Origin of the sequence: Pseudomonas sp. SIMBA_041, from assembly GCF_046535095.1 — a bacterium.
GTDB classification, from domain to species: domain Bacteria; phylum Pseudomonadota; class Gammaproteobacteria; order Pseudomonadales; family Pseudomonadaceae; genus Aquipseudomonas; species Aquipseudomonas mucoides.
Window position 1 is genome coordinate 1 of the sequence record NZ_JAWRXJ010000354.1, and the last position, 269, is coordinate 269.

Here is a 269-nt window from a genome sequence, read left to right on the forward strand (position 1 = left end):
GATTGAACTGAATCTCCCAAATATTACGGGCCACTCCATTCTCAAATATGACGTTCAGTTTTTCTTTTCTGCAAGGACCGACTGAATAGCTTCCTTTATCTCTTGATAGCTTGTGCATCGGCATATGTTGGATTGAAGCCAATTTTCGATTTCGACATCAGTAGCTTCCGGATATGCTTCTACCAATGCATGGCAATTCATAATGAAACCAGGCGTGCAATAGCCGCATTGAAAAGCCCACTTTTCGCAGAAGGCTTGTTGAATTGGGG

Annotated in this window: 1 protein-coding gene; it reads right to left on the reverse strand. The window is 42.8% G+C overall.

The window, feature by feature from the left end; genetic code table 11:
* Positions 1-54: 54 nt before the first annotated feature.
* Positions 55-269, reverse strand: a 215-nt coding sequence (locus SB725_RS31460; protein ID WP_410923330.1) for a (2Fe-2S)-binding protein, incomplete at its 5' end; no start/stop codon positions are given.